The organism is Armatimonadota bacterium (genome assembly GCA_022563855.1).
Classification (GTDB): domain Bacteria; phylum Armatimonadota; class Fimbriimonadia; order Fimbriimonadales; family Fimbriimonadaceae; genus JADFMN01.
Genome location: JADFMN010000004.1, coordinates 305754 through 321360, shown reverse-complemented (window position 1 = coordinate 321360; position 15607 = coordinate 305754). Strand labels below are relative to the sequence as shown.

At 59.5% G+C, this 15607-nt stretch carries 15 protein-coding genes and 1 tRNA gene; 9 read left to right on the top strand and 7 right to left on the bottom strand.

Annotation, left to right across the window (positions count from 1 at the left end; genetic code table 11):
- Positions 1-77 precede the first annotated feature (77 nt).
- Complete coding sequence (locus tag IH944_07435; GenBank protein ID MCH7904385.1) at positions 78-2300, top strand: UvrD-helicase domain-containing protein; 2223 nt, start codon at positions 78-80, stop codon at positions 2298-2300.
- Positions 2297-2851 carry a hypothetical protein gene (locus IH944_07430; GenBank protein MCH7904384.1) on the top strand — a complete coding sequence of 185 codons (555 nt, stop codon included), beginning with the start codon at positions 2297-2299 and terminating at the stop codon, positions 2849-2851. Before IH944_07435 ends, IH944_07430 begins: the two co-directional genes overlap by 4 nt.
- Here IH944_07430 and lexA read toward each other — a convergent pair.
- On the bottom strand, positions 2848-3480 hold the full coding sequence (gene lexA / locus IH944_07425) for a transcriptional repressor LexA (GenBank protein ID MCH7904383.1): 633 nt from the start codon (positions 3478-3480) through the stop codon (positions 2848-2850). The genes IH944_07430 and lexA overlap by 4 nt on opposite strands.
- Before the next feature lie 194 nt (positions 3481-3674).
- Between lexA and IH944_07420 the strand changes: the two genes are divergently transcribed.
- From IH944_07420 to IH944_07410, 3 genes are read left to right on the top strand one after another with little or no spacing between them, the layout of a single operon-like run.
- Positions 3675-5381, top strand: coding sequence for a peptidyl-prolyl cis-trans isomerase (locus IH944_07420; protein ID MCH7904382.1), 1707 nt, complete (start codon positions 3675-3677; stop codon positions 5379-5381).
- Positions 5382-6071: a 16S rRNA (cytidine(1402)-2'-O)-methyltransferase gene (gene rsmI / locus IH944_07415; GenBank protein MCH7904381.1), complete on the top strand. Its 690-nt coding sequence runs from the start codon at positions 5382-5384 to the stop codon at positions 6069-6071.
- A 57-nt stretch (positions 6072-6128) separates the two neighbouring features.
- Positions 6129-7061: a polysaccharide biosynthesis/export family protein gene (locus IH944_07410; GenBank protein MCH7904380.1), complete on the top strand. Its 933-nt coding sequence runs from the start codon at positions 6129-6131 to the stop codon at positions 7059-7061.
- On the opposite strand, the gene IH944_07405 is transcribed toward IH944_07410, so the two are convergent.
- The gene (locus IH944_07405; GenBank protein MCH7904379.1) at positions 7058-7477 is read right to left on the bottom strand and encodes an OsmC family protein; all 420 of its coding nucleotides are present in this window, start codon (positions 7475-7477) and stop codon (positions 7058-7060) included. The two genes, IH944_07410 and IH944_07405, sit on opposite strands and share 4 nt — an antisense overlap.
- Positions 7478-7547: 70 nt before the next feature.
- On the opposite strand from IH944_07405, the gene IH944_07400 reads away from it, so the two are divergent.
- From IH944_07400 to IH944_07385, 4 genes are all read left to right on the top strand, one after another.
- Positions 7548-7641: transfer RNA gene (locus IH944_07400), tRNA-Sec, on the top strand.
- 110 nt (positions 7642-7751) lie between these two features.
- Positions 7752-9635 carry a hypothetical protein gene (locus tag IH944_07395; GenBank protein MCH7904378.1) on the top strand — a complete coding sequence of 628 codons (1884 nt, stop codon included), beginning with the start codon at positions 7752-7754 and terminating at the stop codon, positions 9633-9635.
- 56 nt (positions 9636-9691) lie between these two features.
- Positions 9692-10288, top strand: a complete 597-nt coding sequence (purN, locus tag IH944_07390; GenBank protein ID MCH7904377.1) for a phosphoribosylglycinamide formyltransferase — start codon at positions 9692-9694, stop codon at positions 10286-10288.
- Positions 10278-10907: a 1-acyl-sn-glycerol-3-phosphate acyltransferase gene (locus IH944_07385; GenBank protein ID MCH7904376.1), complete on the top strand. Its 630-nt coding sequence runs from the start codon at positions 10278-10280 to the stop codon at positions 10905-10907. Before purN ends, IH944_07385 begins: the two co-directional genes overlap by 11 nt.
- A gap of 9 nt (positions 10908-10916) precedes the next feature.
- On the opposite strand, the gene IH944_07380 is transcribed toward IH944_07385, so the two are convergent.
- The 5 genes from IH944_07380 to IH944_07360 are packed head-to-tail and all read right to left on the bottom strand — an operon-like array spanning position 10917 to position 15607.
- A complete protein-coding gene (locus tag IH944_07380) occupies positions 10917-11288 on the bottom strand; it encodes a hypothetical protein (GenBank protein MCH7904375.1) in 372 nt (123 codons plus the stop codon).
- Positions 11285-11950, bottom strand: coding sequence for a cytochrome c oxidase subunit 3 family protein (locus IH944_07375; GenBank protein ID MCH7904374.1), 666 nt, complete (start codon positions 11948-11950; stop codon positions 11285-11287). Before IH944_07375 ends, IH944_07380 begins: the two co-directional genes overlap by 4 nt.
- Positions 11950-13632 carry a cbb3-type cytochrome c oxidase subunit I gene (locus IH944_07370; GenBank protein MCH7904373.1) on the bottom strand — a complete coding sequence of 561 codons (1683 nt, stop codon included), beginning with the start codon at positions 13630-13632 and terminating at the stop codon, positions 11950-11952. Before IH944_07370 ends, IH944_07375 begins: the two co-directional genes overlap by 1 nt.
- Positions 13629-14717: a cytochrome c oxidase subunit II gene (gene coxB, locus IH944_07365; protein ID MCH7904372.1), complete on the bottom strand. Its 1089-nt coding sequence runs from the start codon at positions 14715-14717 to the stop codon at positions 13629-13631. Before coxB ends, IH944_07370 begins: the two co-directional genes overlap by 4 nt.
- Complete coding sequence (locus tag IH944_07360) at positions 14717-15607, bottom strand: SCO family protein (GenBank protein MCH7904371.1); 891 nt, start codon at positions 15605-15607, stop codon at positions 14717-14719. The genes coxB and IH944_07360 overlap by 1 nt, the downstream gene beginning before the upstream one ends.

Below are 15607 nucleotides of genomic sequence, written 5' to 3'. Positions count from 1 at the left end.
GAGTTCGGCTGCCGTCTTGAACCACTCAGCCGTTCCGTTTGACTGGGCGGGGAGGCCAGCGAACAGAGAGATCACCGATGAGCGCCCCCTCCACCCTGAGCGAACTGAACCCCGAACAGCGCGAGGCGGTGCTGCACCGGGATGGGCCATTGATGGTGTTCGCAGGCGCGGGCTCGGGCAAGACGCGGGTCATCACCAGCAGGATCGCCCATCAGATCGAGAGCGGAGTACCGGCTCACAGAATCCTCGCGGTGACGTTTACGAACAAGGCCGCCAACGAGTTGAAAGACCGGACGGTCGAACTCGTCGGACCTGAGGCCAACCAGGTTTGGGGGGGCACGTTTCACTCCATCGCGTCGAGGATGCTGCGCGTCGACGGCGAGGCGATCGGCCTGAACAGGAACTTTGTGATCTACGACGACGCGGATCAGATCTCGCTCATCAAGGGAATCATCAAGAAGAAGGGCCTGGACGAAAAGGCGATCGCCCCGCGCGCCGTGCTTTCTGAAATCGGGCGAGCCAAGGACGTCTTGCGGGATCACCGCGAGTACGCCAGTCGCACAGCCGGGTTCTTCGAGAAAATAGTCGCGAGCATCTACCCGGACTACACTGCGGCGCTGCAGGCTGCCAACGCGCTCGACTTCGACGACATCATCGTTAAGGCCGTCCGACTGCTCGAACAGTCCGAGCAGGTGCGAAGGAAGTACGAGGAGCGGTTCCTGCACGTTCTCGTCGACGAGTACCAGGACGTGAACTTCGCCCAGTACCGGTTGATCCAGCTGCTCAGCGGAAAGCACAACAACATCACGATCGTCGGCGACGACGATCAGTCGATCTACGGCTGGCGCGGCGCGGACGTGTCGCTCATGTTCAGGTTCTCTACCGATCACCCCGGCGCCAAGGTGGTCACGTTGACGCAGAACTACCGATCCACGTCCAAAATCCTTGAGGCGGCGCACGAAGTCATCCGCCACAACCGCGGGCGCGCCGAAAAGAAGTTGTGGACCGAGAACGGCGCTGGTGCGGCGATCACCGTTTCTGAGGCGGGCACCGAGCAGGACGAAGCGATGTTGGTAGCCGACACGCTGATGAAAGCCGTGCGGACTGGCGAGCGCAAGTACGGGGACTTTGCGGTGCTGTACCGAACCAACGCCCAGAGCCGAGTGCTCGAGGAGTCGTTTCTCACGATGCGGATCCCTCACGTGCTGGTAGGGGGGCAGAGGTTCTACGAGCGCAAGGAGATCAAGGACATGACTTCTTACTTGCGGCTGGCGCTGAACCAATTGGACGACGGCGCGCTGCGGCGGGTCATCAACGTGCCGACTCGCGCGATCGGCGCAGGAGCGATTTCCAAGCTGGATCGACGCACGGCGGACAGCAGCAGCTCGCTTTGGCAAGCCTTGATCGACCCTGTCTGGCTAGCAGAAATCCCGAACAGGACCCGCATGGGCGCCCAGACGCTGGCGAAAGCGATTCAGGACGTTCAACCGATGATCGTCGAGGGGCCGGTCACACCCGTGCTCAAGTCGCTGCTCCGCTCGAGCGGCTATTTGGATGCCCTGCGGTCCGAGCGCACCGATGAAGCGCAGAGCCGACTCGAGAACCTACAAGAGCTGATCACGGTAACTCAGCAGTACGATGAGCGCGAGGATGAGCCGTCGCTCGGCGGATTCCTAGAGACCATCGCCTTGATCTCCGACGTCGACAGCCTCACTGTAACTGGTGAAGCGGTGACTCTCATAACGATCCACTCGGCGAAGGGGCTTGAGTTCCCGTGCGTGTTCATGATCGGGATGGAAGAGGGGATTTTTCCGCACTCGCGATCGCTCGGCGACGACGGCGGCATCGATGAAGAGCGACGGCTCTGCTACGTTGGAATGACGCGAGCGAGGGAGGAGCTGCACATGATCCACGCGCAACGACGCACGCAGTTCGGCCAGGCCAACTTCAACCCGCGGTCACGGTTCCTCGTGGACATCCCGTCATCGCTCACCGAGCCGCTGCCCGGGGCTTCGCAGAGGCCGACGAGCGCCATCCGCAGCGTGCACCAAGAGCGGAGCGGCGGATACAGCACCGTGGAAGCCGAAGATGAGCAGTTCGATGAGGAATCGGAAACTCAAGCGCCGAGTTGGCAGCCGCCATTCCAAGTCGGCCAGAAGGTCTCGCACAGGAAGTTCGGCGTCGGCGTTGTGGTCGCTTGCAACCCCTTGCAGGCGGACGCCGAGGTGACTGTCGCATTCCCCGGCGCCGTCGGGGTGAAGAAGCTGGCGCAGAGCCATGCAAAGCTGGAGGCGGTGTGAAGATCGGCCCGGCGGCGTTCGCGTTTCTTCTGATCGGCTGCTCGCAGTCCCACTCTCGCATGATGCCGCTCGAACAGGGCAACACCTGGACGTACGCTTACAATTCGACGTACGAGGAGGTCGTCGCAGAGGTCAGGGTGAGCCGCAAAGTCGCGGTCGGACCCGTGTACGGCTGGGAGCTTTCAAGCTTGATGGGAGAGAGCCATCTAGCTTGGCAAGGCTCGGAACTGATCGCGGCACAGATGGCAGGCACCAGGTTTCAGCCTCCGATCCCGATATACGCAAGCGAATCGACTTCGTGGGCCGGTACGGCGATCACGAACGGAGAAGAGTACAGCGCCCGGGCAACCCTCACTGTTTCGGAGGAGACCCTGGACGTCGGCGGCACGCGGCACGAGACGATCAAGACGACGCTGGACATCGACATCGCCGGCGAACCGCTCCAACTCATGACTTGGTTTGCGCGGGACATCGGCATCGTGCGACAGGAGCAACGGCGAGGAACCCCCCTAACGTTCGACCATTCGATAGAGTTCCTCAGCGGCCCCTAGAACGCCATCCCCTCGTAGTCCCGCAGCAGGCCGACCACCTTGCCGAGGATTTTCGGGTTGTCGTCGGCGCTCAGCTCGATCGGCTCGTAAGACGGGTTGCTCGGCATGAGTCGGATTCCGCCTTGAACGTAGTGAATCCTCTTGACTGTCGCCTCATCGTCGATCATGATCGCGACGATATCGCCGTGATTCGCGGTCTCCTGCGGCTTAATCACGACGAGGTCTCGCGGATTGATGCCTTCGCCGGACATCGAGTCCCCCCGAACGCGCAAGATGTACGCGCCCTGAATGTTCTTGACCATCGCGCTGGGCACCGGCAAGAGATCCTCGACGTGCTCCGTCGCCAAGATCGGCTCGCCGGCAGCGATCTGGCCCACCAAGGGCAGCATCTTGACCTGTTGACCGCGCTGATACGCTGGGTGGACGACGCGAATCGACCTCGGCTTGTTCGACCGCTCGATATACCCCTTGCGCTTGAGCGCGTCCAGGTGAACCGTGACGCCTCGCAGCGACCCGATGCTGAAATGGTCGCCGATCTCCCGGATCGACGGCGGATATCCGATGTCTTGAATGTAGTCCAAAATGAACTGCAAGATCGTCTCTTGTCGCTTCGTAAGTCCTTTAGCCAAAAATCTACTCCTGTTGCAAGACTGAATTGCGCTTACCAAGGGTGATTATAACCGTATTCTGTCTACCTGTCAAGCCCCGTTGGCCTTGGACCCTCAGGGAACCCATGCCATAATCGTTAGGTTAGATTCGGGTACAGGAGCACGTTCGGTTGTCGATTTCGAAAATTCGATCCTCATTTGAAAAAAAGAGCTGTATGGTCGTTCTGATCATCATCGGCGTAGTGGTCACTGTCGGCTTGCTGAGCACCGCGATCGGCGGCTTCTTCGCCAACAGGAACCAAGGCGACGGCCCTGAGTTCGCGTCTCCGGTCATCGTCACCGTGAACGGTACGCCGATCCGCCTCAGCCAGCTACAGGCCACTCTCGGCGTCATTCGCCAACAGACGGCTTTCTTCGGGATTTCCGACCCAGTGAACGAGCTGAGAAACTACTATGATGCGCTCCGTGAGCTGATGGGTCGCGCGGTGTTAGAAGGCATGGCCAGCCAGCGCGGCATAGTCTTGTCGGACGCACAAGCAATGCAGCTCGAAGGTAACCAAGTCGATAGCGAGATACTCCAACTGAGGCTGAGACTGGAGGCGAACGGCACTCTGTTCGTTGGCGCGACGAATCAAGAGTTCCAAGAAGCGTTTCTTGCAGCTAATGGCATCACGGCAACGGAGTATCGAAAACGAAGGATGGAGATCGCTCAGAATCTGCTCGACGACCCGCTGACGCGCCAACGCTTTATCTTCCAATTCTTGGTCGAAGCTGTCACCGGCAGCTTCGCGCTCGAGGTCATCGTAACCGAGGAGGAACTCAGGGCGGCTTACGACGAGTTCGTTCTGGACGTCATACCCATGAACGACCCGGAACTGTCGTTTGTGGAACGGGAGACGCTGGCAGACGAAATACTAGAAAAGCTCAACGACGGCGCAGACTTTGCCGAGATGCAGGCACAGTACGTGGATTCGCCAACTGGCGAACCAGTCCGGAAAAGCCGACGACTGCTTGAGATTTCGCCAGACCTGGCAGATCTGCTTGATCTCAAGCCAGGCGAAGTAGCCAAAGGCACCGACTTCGGCATCGTTGGCGTCTACAAGCTTCGTGCGATCGAACCTAATATTCCGGAGGACTTCGAACAGAACAGCAAGCCGTACATCGATCAGTACAAGCTATCGAAGGGGGCTGAACTGGCCGATGCAGCGATCACTGAGGCACAGGAGAACATCGTCCTGGAATGGGTCGACAAGGGTTACGAGTTCGCCTACAACTTGTACTTGATCCGGGAAGACGAAAGCCTTGAGGATGACGACGCCAGGATAGCGAAGTACTACGAGGCGTACAGCCAAAGCTTGGGCCTGGAAGACGATCCAGATTACGACCTAGAACCGCTGATCTACGCCCGTTACTACGCGCACACGCAGTGGTACCGCTCGCTGGACGCCGAAGGCAAGGCTGAAGCCGCAGGGGAGCGCGCAGAGATCGTTGACGCCATGTTGACGTACTCCACCAGCTTCACTCTGTACTTCGCCCTGATCGACCTCTACGAAACGGTCGGAGACGTATCGGCGACTGGCAAAGCTCTTATCTCAGCCGCACGGATGCTCGATGCGTACAACCCGATTCACGAGTCGTTCTACGACACGATTAGAGCCAAGCTGTCGGCGTTGCGCGGTGCCGATGCGATCGGCGAAGATGACGTGATCTCGGCTTTGAAGGTGCTGAAGGCTTACGAGGACGATTTGGACGCGGTCCGAGAAGAGCAGGAGGCGGATCGGCTCGAGCAGGAGGCGGTTGACAAGGAGCTGGCCGAACTCGCGGAGCCCGAAGACGGCGACGAGACGGACGAGACGAGCACCGGCGACGAAGACGACGACTCCGACGAGTCTGAAGAGACAGACGCTGACGAGGGAGGCTAATTGCCGGACTCATGCGGCCGACTAGTGGTCGTCGCGACCCCGATCGGTAATCTAGGCGACCTCTCACCGCGCGCCGCCGAAGAGCTGTCTGCGGCCGAGACGTGGATCGTCGAAGACACGAGGGTGAGCGGCAAGCTCCAGGCGCACCTAGGGGTGAAGCGACCGATGAAGGTCCTCAACGATCACTCAACCAGAGATCGGATCGACGAACTGGTCGCAGTCGTCGCGGCGGGGTCGTCGATAGCGCTGATAACTGACGCAGGCACGCCCGTCGTGAGCGATCCAGGATCCGAACTCATTGACGCGGCCCTCAATCGAGGCCTGAGCGTCTGTGGGGTGCCCGGTCCCAGCGCGGCGACGCTCGCGCTGAGCCTGAGCGGCTTCTACGCGCAGAGGTTCGCCTTCCTTGGATACCTCCCACGCAAGCCGGGCCCGATGCGCTCGACCCTGCTGCCGTTCTCAGATTCAACGCTGACGCTCGTCGCTTTTGAATCCCCGCACCGGATCGGCAAGCTTCTTGCAGCTTGCTTTGAGGCTTTGGGTGATCGGCGGTACGCAATCTGCCGAGAATTGACGAAGAGGCACGAGCAGGTTTGGCGAAGCACCCTTCCCGCTGTGCCGGACGAGGATGTGGTTCCGCGCAAAGGCGAGTTCACCGTCGTAGTCGAGGGGAAGCGAGCCAGTTCGTGAGGCCGACGCGAGTATAATGGTGCCGAGTCGGCAAGGATGCTTGATGTGAGTCCAAAAATGATGTCTAAGAGAACGCTCGTTTGCGTGTTGCTTGCGCTGCTCGCATCAACGCTCTTCGCCCAGGAAGGAACCTACCGCCTGCAACCTGAGGACGTCATCCGAATTCAGGTCTATAACGAACAGGATATCACCGCCGTTCTGCCAATTGGTCGCGACGGCAACGTCAGTGCCCCGTTCGTTGGAACGATTCGGGCCGAGGGGAAGACAACCGCAGAGCTTGAGGCTGATTTAGCCGAAGCGTACATGGAAAGGCTGGGCCTTCGCGATCCGATCGTTTCCGTATCTATCGAGCAGTACCGCACTATTCGCGCGTCAATCTCCGGCGCTGTCCGTATTACCGGAACGTATACAATGCGCCCGGGCGACACCATCATCACCCTTTTCACCCAAGGTGGCGGCGAACTTGCCAACAACACATCCGACTTGCGGCGCGCGACACTCAGGCGCAAGGGAAGCCGAGAGCTCATCCCGATCGACCTGTACGCCATGCTCACGCGTGGCGACATGTCTCAGAACTACGAAGTGAGGGACGGTGACGAGCTACTCGTGCCGACGGAGACGAAGAATCGCATTCTCGTCCTAGGCAGAGTGGTAGCGCCCGGCGCGTACCCCTACAGAGAGCCGATGACCTTGATGGACGCGATCGCTTTGGGGCGAGGACAGATCGAGTTTCGTTCCAAGCTCAGCGCAGTGAAGGTGTTCCGGCAACTGCCCGGTCGACCAGGGCAGGTCATCGAGATCGAGGCGGACTTGGTCAAGTACATGAACGAAGGCGATTACGCGCAGAACATTCTGCTACAGCCGGGCGACTTCGTGTGGGTGCCCGACAGCAACAACCTGAACTTTGGCCAGGTCAATTCGCTCGCGAATATCCTGTTCATCTTCCAACGATTCGGGTTTAGGCTGGGCGGTCTGATCCCAGGTCGCTAAGGCTCGATCTCGTAGTTCGAGGTCACCTTCGTCGCTATCCGCAGGGTTGCAACGACGCTGCAGTACTTTTCGTCGCTGAGTTGAACCGCTCGCTCGACAGCTTCTCGGGATAGCCCGCTCCCTCGGACTATGTGCTTGAGATGCACCGACGTGATCGGCCTCGGCCATTCGCCGTGAGGACCGCGCTCCCAGCTCACTTCAATCGTGTAGCTATCCACTGGCTGTCTCTTCTTTTTCAGTATCGAAAGCACGTCGATGCCCGAGCAGGCCGCCGCTGAGCTGAGCAGCGTCTCGATAGGTGACGGTCCGCTGCCCGATCCGCCAAACTCTGCGTGGCTATCCATCACGAAACTAACCCCGCTGGGCGGATCTGCCCGAAACGCCGTGTCGCCGATCCATTTCACTTCAAATTTCATTTCGTCAGTCCTAAAGGCCACCGACAGAGAGTGTAGTGCACGAAACCGGGTAATAAGGGACGAATTGCTCGGGAGCGAATGAGTGCTGGTGTGCTCCGCGGTCTTCAAAACCGTTGTGGCGTCTTCGGGCGCTGGGTGGGTTCGATTCCCACACGTTCCCGCCAAGCTCTCCTCCCGCTGGCTCAAGAATTCGATCCGCGCGACGGCCTGTCCCTGCGACCAGATCCGCAGGAGTGGCTCCGCCAAGCAATAGTGCTGGGCACTCTACTCAGTGATGCCGGGTAGCATGGCTGACGAGGTCGAAGCTGAAATGAAGCACCTATACGCCCGCTTGTTACTCGTTGCATCGGTCATCGGTTTGATCGCCGTGTTCGCCGCGACGTTCGCCAACAACGATCCTGCAAACGGCTCACGCAACTTTAGCGGACAGTTCAACGGACGAGTGGCAGACTTCTTCGACGAAGGCAGATCCGAGACGACATACACCCTCAGGACCGCCAAGGGGCGGGAGTACACGGTCATCTTCGAGCCCGATCACATCATTCCCGAGCCTGGCGCTAGGGTCACCCTCAGCGGAAAGGCGAAGGGAGACACCATCTTCGTCGATTCAGTCATCGATACCTTTCTGGTACCGACCAGCCATCAGTCAAGCGGCGAGCAACGCATCGTCGTAGTGCTGATTAATTTTCTGGACGACTTGACTGAGAACGTCACCGTCCAAGAGGTTGAGAACCGGATGTTCGGCCCGACCTACTCCGCTGATGAGTGGTGGCAGGAGAACTCGTACGGCAAGACTTGGGCTACCGGCGACGTGTTCGGTTGGATTACGCTCCCTGTAAACCGCTCGTGCAACGCTGGCTACTGGAGAACCCTGGCGATCCGGGCGCTCGATGACCTGACTGATTTGACGCAGTACAACCGGCTGTACATCTTGGTGCCGGGTGCTGGCGGTTGCGGCTGGGGTGGGCTCGGCACGTTGGGGTTTACAACGTATCAGACAAGCAACGGCCCTTGGACGACAACGACCTCTTGGACCAGGTCCGAGTACTTCAATGAAACGCTGCACAACAAACGACGACCCATATTCGTGACCGCTCACGAGGTCGGGCACAACTTTGGCAGGCACCATTCAGAAGCGATCAGGTGGAACGCCGGCAGATCGCTCGGCCCGTTCGACTGCGGCGGATGCGAACGCACCGTCACCGCATACGGCGACAGGTTTTGCTCGCTAGGCGGAAGCTGGCGGCCAGGCCACTTCAGCGCCATGCACAAGTACCGGCTCGGTTGGTTCGAGGAGGAGAACGTTGTGAACGTGACGCGCTCTGGCCTATACGAAATCGACCCGTACGCAATCGCGTCCAACGTCCCCAAGGTGCTGCGCATCCATCGGGGCTTTGGCCCCGCACGAGGCCGCAGCGAATACATCTTTGCAGAGTGGAGACAGCCAATTGGATTCGATAAGGAGGTCAACTACTTCAGCGGTCAGAGCTACGATGGATTGTTGCTGCACTACGACTTCACGACGGGCGCCCGCTCGTACAACGCGGACATGACTCCGGGCGACAACGAGATGCGCAACGCCAATCTGCGATCCGGCCAAACTTGGAACGACCTCTACACCGAGTTATCGATCAATCCGGTCGGGGTCGTCAATGGCTTGATGCAGGTGATGGTCACGATCGGCCGGCCGGTGTTGACGACCTCTTACACGATCCTGCGAGGCAGCCAGGGGAACGGCGGGCTGTCGGACCTGAACTTGAGCGACGATCTGCGTCTTGCAATCCAGGCTGGGCCGACGGCGTTGGCCAGCGAGCCGGCTGTTTGGGTTGAGTTCACGACGACTCCAATTAGAGCAAACGCAGCTGAGCTCAATCCAGGTGCGCTCAGGTTTGAGCTCGAGGCCCGGTCTTCGTCCGTGATGCGACAGCGCGTGCGCATATTCAACTATTCGACCAATACGTGGGACACGGTCAGCGACGGCGACTCGTCGCGCAGCGACTTGTACGTCGAGGCGAACATCTGGAGCAACACTGCCCGATACATTGATCCAGGGACAGGCCAAATGCGGACGAGGGTTGGGTTTTTCGTGGATCGCCCGATCGTGAACTGGCCGTTCACGGTCGAGTTCGATCAAGCCGTTTGGAAGATTCTGCGATGAGCTGGATGCGCGGTTCTTCACCTGCGCGGCCTTGCCTCGCCGGGTAAAACCCGTCCGTGTCCAACGGTCGCCAGCCTCGCGTCGCAATCTTGGTAGGAACCAAGGGGCGCGGCACGAACATGGCGAGCCTGATCGCGTCGTGCATAAGCGGCGACGTGTCGGCAGAGGCCGTGCTGGTCGTATCGCCGAAGGCTGCTACGCCGGCGGCCATTCGCGCCACCAGCTTAGGCGTCCCAGTGACCGTCATTGCAAAGGGGGAGGCGCACGACGAGCAGCTTTCGCAGGCTCTGTCATCCGCAGGCGTCGACATCATTTGCCTCGCCGGATATATGTTCCTGCTACCGCCGGACATCGTGCAGCGCTACGAAGGGCGCGTTCTCAACATCCACCCCGCGCTGCTGCCGAAGTATGGAGGCAAGGGCATGTACGGGCGGCGCGTGCACGAGGCAGTGCTCGCGGCTGGCGAAACGGAGAGCGGCTGCACCGTGCACCTGGTGAACGACCGATACGACGAAGGCGAGATCATCTTGCAAAAGCGCTGCCCGGTACTCGATGACGACACGGTGGAAACGCTTGCGGAGAGGGTGCTGGACCTGGAACACGTCGCCTTTTCGGAGGCGCTCAAGGAGCTGGCAACGCGAGTTGAAGCATAGCCTCGCTCTCAGGCTTGCCCTTCCGTTCCTCCGTCTCTTCACGGCTTTGATATTCCTTGTGCTAGGACCGCCGATCGTTCGCGGATCGCGGCGCGTGCCTCGCAAGGGAGGCGTGCTGATCCTCTCAAACCACATCTCCGACATCGACCCGATCCTGGTGCAACTGGCGTGCCGCAGGACGATTCACTTCATGGCCAAGAGCGAGCTGTTCGAGATCAAGCTGCTGGGCCCGTTGATTCGCTGGTTCCGCACGTTTCCGGTCAAGCGGGGCGAGCCGGATCGAGCTGCGCTGCGCCACGCGATCGAACTGCTCAAGCTCGGCGAGGCGGTCTGCATCTTTCCCGAAGGCGAACTGAGCCAGAGCGGAGAGCTGCAAGCTCTACAGCGCGGGGCCGCTCTTGTCGTTCGCAAGGCTGGGAGTCCGGTTATCTGTTGCGGGCTCCAAAGGACGAATCGAATTCTCCCGTACGGTTCGTTCCGCCCTCGGATATCGCTCTGTCTCACCAAAGCTGCATGGGGCGAAACAAAGAGCTTTGACGAAACAGCCGGTTCTGCCGAAATCCTGGCTTGGGCCGAGACAGAACTGCGGACCTTGACGGACCAGACTGGATCGACCTAGAAGCCGCTTCTACTCAGGCTCGTGCTCGGTGGCCGCGCCAAGCTCCTGCTCGACGCCAGACTCCCAACCCGGCACCGGCTCCCAAGGACGTCCCAGGTAGTCGATCAGGATGCCGCCCAGAAGCAACAGCCAGACGAAGCCGCCGATCGCGAACAGCTTCGTCAAGTTCGAGCTGTACTTGACGGCCATGAAGATCGCGATGACGAGCGTCGCCTTCATTATCGCTATGGACATGGCGATCACGTTAGCGAGCGGGAGCCACGGCACGTGAGTAAAACGCGCCACGTAGACAGTCAGCACCATCAGGAAGAGCAACGCGCCCAGCGTTGTCATCAAGAGCTTGATCGGCGTTACGTGGTGCGGGTGTTCTCTATTGCTCATTTGCCACCTAGCGGTATTAGATAGTACAGCGGGTACAGGAATATCCAGACGAGGTCGACGAAGTGCCAGTAAAGCCCGAACATCTCCGTCGGTATGTAATCGGTGATAACTTCCGACTTGCGCTTGATCAAGATGATGAGCCACACCATCGCGACGATCCCGAGCAATACGTGGAGGCCGTGCAGGCCGGTCATCGAGAAGTACAGGCTCATGAATATCTTGCTCGGTCCTAACTCGACTCCGGGGAGCCCAACGTAGGACCAGTTCGGCAATAGCCCGTGCGAGATCTTGTCGCTGTACTCAAAGTACTTGATGACGAGAAAGATCACCGCGCACCCGATGGTGCCGACCAGGTAGTTGATCTGAGCCCGCGTCTTGCCGAGCTGCGCCTTGTGCACGGCCATGGCGATGAAGAACGAGCTCACCAGCAGCACCGTGGTGTTGATGCCGCCAAGAACGAAGTCCAGGTGGTCGGACATGGCAGCCCACACTTCGGAGTACTGCGACCTGTAGAGCGTATACGCGAGGAACATCGCGCCGAAGAACATGATCTCCGTGACGACGAACGTCCACATGCCGACGATGTACGTCTCCTGCTGCTGGCTGATCGTCTCGTACTGTTCGTAGACGACAGCTTCGCGCTCGGCTGCGTGGTTGGCCATTACCCTTTGTCCCCCGCCTTGCCGACTGGCGCCATTGGCTCGGTCGTTGCCGGCTCGTCGTGCTCCTCCGGATAGTTGTACGCGGGCTCGGTGACCACCACGGGCTCCTCAAAGTTGAACGTTATCGGCGGGGAGTCAGCCTGCTCCCACTCCAGCCCTTTGGCGCCCCACGGGTTGCGACCCGGATTTCGCTTCTGCAGCAGAGACGCGGTCAGATAGAACGCCGGCATGAGGAAGCCGATCGCCAAGATCGTCGTCCCCAGCGTGGACATTACGTGATAAACCTGCCACTCGGGAGCGAAGTAGTAGAAGTGGTACCGGCGAGGCATTCCGAGATACCCGAGAATGAACTGCGGGAAGAACGTAAAGTTGAACCCCAGGAAGATGACGATCGCAGAGAGCCGCCCCCAGAACTCGTTGTACATGACGCCGAACATCTTCGGCCACCAGAAGTGCACGGCTCCGAGGAAGCCGAGCACGCCGCCCCCGACCATGACGTAGTGGAAGTGCGCTACGATGAAGTACGTGCCGGTCAGGTGGACGTCGGTGTCAAGCGACGCGAGGAACAGCCCGGTGAGCCCGCCGATGACGAACAGCCCGATGAACGACAGCGCATAGATCATCGGGGTCTTCAGCTCGATGCGGCCTTTGTAGAGCGTGATCGACCAGTTGAACACTTTGATAGCCGACGGGACCGCTACCAGAAATGAAATGAGGGAGAAGATGATGCCCAGGTAGATCGACTGCCCGCTGACGAACATGTGATGGCCCCATACCAAGAACCCCAGCCCTGCGATCGCCAGCGACGAGTAAGCCACGAACGTGTAGCCGAATATCCGCCGCTTGCTGAACGCGGCGATCAGCTCCGAGACCACGCCCATCGACGGCAGGATCATGATGTAGACCGCGGGATGCGAATAGAACCAGAACATGTGCTGGAACAGCACCGGGTCGCCACCGATCTCAGGCGAGAATATCCCGAACCCCATCGTTCGTTCGACGACGACGAGCAGCAGCGTGATCGCGACGACCGGCGTGCCCAGAACGATCACCACGCTGGTCGCATACATGCTCCAGACGAACAGCGGCATCCTCATCCACGTCATTCCAGGCGCACGCATCTTGTGCACGGTCGCGATGAAGTTGAGCCCCGTGAAGATGGACGAGAAACCGGCGACGAACACGGCCATGAGCGCAAGGGTAATCTGCGTGTCGGAGTACAGCGAGCTCAACGGCGTATAGAACGTCCAACCTGCGTCGAAGCCGCCCATAGCGAGGGCGATGATGATCATCGTGCCGGCAAGAACGTACAGGTACCAGCTCAGCAGGTTCAACCTGGGGAACGCCAGATCCCTGGCGCCGATCATGATCGGCAGGGCGAAGTTGCCGATCACCGCCGGGATCGACGGGACCAGGAAGAGGAACACCATGATCACGCCGTGAGCCGAGAACGCCTTGTTGTACGACTCGGAGCTCAACAAGAGGCCGTGCGCTGAAGTGAGCTCGACGCGAAAGAGCGCGGCGGCGATGCTGCCGATGAAGAAGAACAGCGTGATCGAGATCAGGTATAGAACGGCGATTCTCTTGTGATCAGTCGTCATCAGCCACGACTTGATCGTGTGATCCGCCGTCAGGTAGTTCTTCTTCGGCGCAGGCTCGTGCGTATCTGCTTGAGCGCTCATCGCTGGTCCTCCGTGCGCCTACTCTGAGCATCGCCGGCGGATTTTCGGGCGTTCGCGATATCGGTTACCGTGTCGGGCGCACTGGATCCAGTTGCGGAAGGCGGGCCGGGGCGCTCGAATTTCTCTCGCTCGCCGTCGGGAGCCGGTCTTCCGAGCGACTGTATGTAGGCAACCAAATCGAGGATTTGCTCTTCGGTCAGCTCGCCGCGATACGCTGGCATCGTGTTGGTGTATCCCTGCGTGATGATGTCCCACGGTTCCGTGATCGACTCTCGAACGTAGGACCGATCGGCGATGCGAGGAGCGGCGTTGTTGAAGGACCGCTGTCGTCCCATCAGCGCGAGCAGCGTCGGAGCACGATCAGTGTCGACGTTTGTATGACAGTTGCCACATCCCTTCTCTTTGAAGATCCGAGCACCGGCCTCTGGCATCGTTTCGCCTTGCGGCTTGAGGCTGTTGCCGTCCGTTTCTAGCCACCGGTTGTAGTCGACCTCGCTCATCACGTACACCCAGCCGACCATTTCTGAATGCTGAGTGCCGCAGTGCATCGCGCAGAGCATTCTGTACCGGCCTGTCTTCGTGGGAGTAAAGGCCAGCTCTGTGTATATGCCTGGCACGACGTGGAACTGAGTCCGAAACGCCGGGAGGTACATCGAGTGAATGACGTCTTGTGAGATCATCGTCAACTTGACCGGCTTGCCGATCGGAATGTGCAGCTCGCCGATTTCGCGGATTCCGTTCATGTGCTGGATGTGCCACATCCACTGTTTGCCGATCACATATATCTCGGTTGCGTCCTCCGGCATCGTTCTGACCTTGATGAAGTTCAGCGTGCTCCAAACGAATATCCCCAAGCCCAAGATCGTCGGGATGATGATCCAGGTCATCTCCAGCTTGATGTTGTGGGACATCGGGTTCTTCCGGTCGATCTTTTTGTCCGACCGGTACCGGATCGCGAAGAAGAGAACCATGATCCCGACGATAACCGTGAACAGGATCGTAAGGCCCGCGATCGCCATGAACAGGGCGTCATACGCTTCCGCGTGCTCAGATGCCTGTGGCGGCTGCATCGGGAAGTTTTCCATTAGCTGCCCTCACCCGATGCGCCGTCTGCTGAGACGGACGAGACCTTGTACTTGATCGTCATGAACACGATGGAGATCACAAGCGCAGCCAAGGTCAACGCCCCGCCGATCTTTACCGCTTTGAGCACGTTGAGGCTCCGCCGACCTGTGAGCGGATCGAGGTCTATGCAGGACCAGAAGGATGGATTCTCCTGCCGGACGCCGATGCGCCCTTTCTTGGCTTCTATCAGTGAGTTCAGAAGCACCTTGGGCGCGTACTCCGTCTCAAGGAAGTACTGTGTTATCTGAGCCTGAGGGGTTAGGACGACTAGACAGGCCGGATGCACAATGGTGTCGTTCGTCTCGTCGTAAACGTACCGAAAGCCGATCGCGTCGGCCAGCTCCTTGACCGTTTCGTAATCGCCGACGAAGAAGTGCCAGCCGTCTTCTGCACCAGGACGGTTAAGGATGTCCAGATACGCCATCTTCTTGTTCTTCGCCATCTCTTCGGTTTCGGTCGGCATGATACTGACGGTCAGCACGTCATACTGCTTGCCAACTTCGTACTTGCCGAAACTCCGCATGGCGTTCGTCAGGCTGTTCAGCTCCGCCGTGCACACCCCGGGGCATTTGTAGAAGATGAGCTGGAGCAGTACGGGCTTGTCGCTGAAGTACTCTCGGAGGGCGACCCGCGTGCCGTCCGACTCGGTCAGCACCAAGTCGAGCGGCAGGTAGTTCTTGAGGTTCTGGTCGACGCGCACGCCCGCCCTTGCACGGGTGCTCGCAACGCGCCCAGTTCCCGGCTGGGCCGCCTCGTTCATGTTTCCGTAGTACTGGGCCGATGCCATGGAGCAAAAGAGCGCCAACGACGCCGCTGCGCAGAAATGTCTGACGAATGCTCTAGCACACAT

What these genes read in the sequence shown, in the direction of transcription:
- IH944_07435 (MCH7904385.1), top strand. Translation starts at nt 78, where the DNA reads ATGAGCGCCCCCTCCACCCTGAGCGAACTGAACCCCGAACAGCGCGAG.
- IH944_07420 (MCH7904382.1), top strand. Translation starts at nt 3,675, where the DNA reads ATGGTCGTTCTGATCATCATCGGCGTAGTGGTCACTGTCGGCTTGCTG.
- IH944_07410 (MCH7904380.1), top strand. Translation starts at nt 6,129, where the DNA reads ATGATGTCTAAGAGAACGCTCGTTTGCGTGTTGCTTGCGCTGCTCGCA.
- IH944_07405 (MCH7904379.1), bottom strand. Translation starts at nt 7,477, where the DNA reads ATGAAATTTGAAGTGAAATGGATCGGCGACACGGCGTTTCGGGCAGAT.
- IH944_07395 (MCH7904378.1), top strand. Translation starts at nt 7,752, where the DNA reads ATGCCGGGTAGCATGGCTGACGAGGTCGAAGCTGAAATGAAGCACCTA.
- IH944_07380 (MCH7904375.1), bottom strand. Translation starts at nt 11,288, where the DNA reads ATGAGCAATAGAGAACACCCGCACCACGTAACGCCGATCAAGCTCTTG.
- IH944_07375 (MCH7904374.1), bottom strand. Translation starts at nt 11,950, where the DNA reads ATGGCCAACCACGCAGCCGAGCGCGAAGCTGTCGTCTACGAACAGTAC.
- IH944_07370 (MCH7904373.1), bottom strand. Translation starts at nt 13,632, where the DNA reads ATGAGCGCTCAAGCAGATACGCACGAGCCTGCGCCGAAGAAGAACTAC.
- coxB (MCH7904372.1), bottom strand. Translation starts at nt 14,717, where the DNA reads ATGGAAAACTTCCCGATGCAGCCGCCACAGGCATCTGAGCACGCGGAA.
- IH944_07360 (MCH7904371.1), bottom strand. Translation starts at nt 15,607, where the DNA reads ATGTGTGCTAGAGCATTCGTCAGACATTTCTGCGCAGCGGCGTCGTTG.